The sequence below is a fragment of the Stutzerimonas tianxiuensis genome (assembly GCF_053470365.1).
Map to the genome: position 1 here is coordinate 7,081 of NZ_JBPVWS010000031.1, position 2,056 is coordinate 9,136.

A 2,056-nucleotide genomic window follows, 5' to 3' on the forward strand; every position below is an offset into this window, starting at 1 on the left:
CCATTGGCACTGGACTCGAATGCTGTGGCCTCGATAACGGCATTGCTGCCTACTCGTACCGCGCTGAGTGCATTGGCAGGAACGCTGATATCTGCCCACACGGTGGAGAGATCGGAAATGATGAATATCTGGTCATCGGTATTGACTGACTCACCGAGCGTGATGTCCTTCTCAACGATCATCCCATCGAACGGCGCCCTGAGTTCGTAGCGGCTCAATGCGTCTGGCTTGCCAGCATCACTGCCAAGCGCTTGTAGCTGTGCGTTTGCATTCGCAACAGTCAGCTCTGCTTCCCGTAAAGCCTGTTGTGCCTGTAAATAATCCTGTTCCGCAGAAATACGCTCTTCCCATAGCTCCTTTTCGCGTCGATAGGTTTTTTGAGCCAATGCAAGACGTTTTTGCGCCGCGTAGAACTCGCTTCTACGTTCCGACAGGTCTGTACTCGCGATCACAGCAAGTACTTGCCCCTGTTTCACCTGTTCGCCCAAATCGACTTTGACCGCTTCAACGACACCTGAGAGACGAGGCACAACTTGCGCTGTGCGGTCTTGGTTGAATGTAATTTCGCCAGGCAGCTCAATTGCGCTTTTTATCTTTGCGGGCTGAGCAGTTGCCAGTGAGATGCCGGCGGCTAGGATTTGTGTCTCTGAGAGTTCTACCTCTGCTGTTTCAGTATGCTCCGCTCCCTCGGGCTCATCTTCATGCTCATCTTTCTCTGCCGCACCGACCTCGTGATCGCTATCGGCGCCTCCTTCATCATGGCCATGATCTCCTTCGGCTTCTGCATCCTCATCCGAATGCCCTTCATCCTCATGCTCCGATTCGTCACCATGCTCGCTATGTGCGTCGCCCGCATCGGGCACAGCTGGACTACTGCGAAGAAGCAATCCGCCAAGCATAAGTGCCACGCTTAATATGACGACGATCCAAAAAATCTGCTTCTTGTGACCAGCCAAGGAAGATGTATTCGATTTACTTTTCATATGGATTCCTATGGCTGAGTGGCCGAGGTGATAACGGCCGACCCATCTCCGACAATTCGCGAGATTTCTGCCGCCGCCTGGTTAGCTTGTGATAGCGCAGACAGGTACTGAGATCGGGCTTGGAAAAGCGTGCGTTGAGCATCCAGTACGTCAAGGAACGTGAATTTTCCAAGTTCGAACCCCTTGCTGGCAGCTTCATAAGCGCTTTGGGCACTGGGGAGCATATCGTTGCGCAACAGTTCAAACTGCTGGCGAGCAGTGCGCAGCCGCATGTGCGCTTGGGAAAGTTCGCTTTTCAGGCGTATATGGACGGCGTTGAGCTCGTCCTGCGCCTGGTAGGCCCGTTCCTGCGCTGCTCCGATGTTGCCTTGGTTTCGATCAAACAACGGCAGGGGCATCGAGATACTCACCAATCCCAGCGTGCCGTTATATTCATCTGAGCGTTGGGCACCTACGCTAACCGTCACGTTAGAAAAGCGATTCGTCCTTTCCAGCTTTAACGCAGCCCGACGTCTTTCAGCCTCCCGACGCGCGCGGGTTAGTTGGGCGGAATCGTTCAAACGGCTATAAAGCTCAGCTAGCTCGGGAAGAGGAGGCACTGCCTCTGCCGGCTCTTTTACTCGCTCAAAGCGTGGCTGTGGATTTCCCCAGTTGGCCGCCAGCCGAGTGCGCGCAGCTTCGAGTTCAGCTGTGGCCTGGGCAAGCTCTACTTGCACTCCAGTAGCCGCAACCCGCGCCCGGGTTTCCTCTACGGGAGAAACCATGCCGGCCCTCACACGTCGATTGGCCACGTTCACTGCTTGCTTCGCAAGCTTTGAAGCAGCCTGAGCGAGGTCCAGCCGTTCTTGAGCAGTAAGCACATCGTAGTACGCGCCCATCACTGCCCCCCTCAGTCGAGCTTGGGCGTCCTGTAGGTCAGCAGCTGCTACGTCCAAGGCTCGTTGCGCCGCCTCAATACGAGCCGAACGTTTACCACCCAGCTCTATTTCTTGGCTCAGTTCAAGCGTGGTCTCCGGGGCATCGCCCCGGATTCCCTCCTGGCTAGCGGACAATATTGGATTCGGACGTGCTCC

At 55.4% G+C, this 2,056-nt stretch carries 2 protein-coding genes; both read right to left on the reverse strand.

The window, feature by feature from the left end:
• The coding region (locus ACSSNI_RS22565; protein WP_448260324.1) for an efflux RND transporter periplasmic adaptor subunit at positions 1 to 983 on the reverse strand (983 nt) is incomplete at its 3' end.
• Between the two features lie 8 nt (positions 984 to 991).
• A partial coding sequence (locus ACSSNI_RS22570) for a TolC family protein (protein WP_448260326.1) occupies positions 992 to 2,056 on the reverse strand: 1,065 nt, incomplete at its 5' end.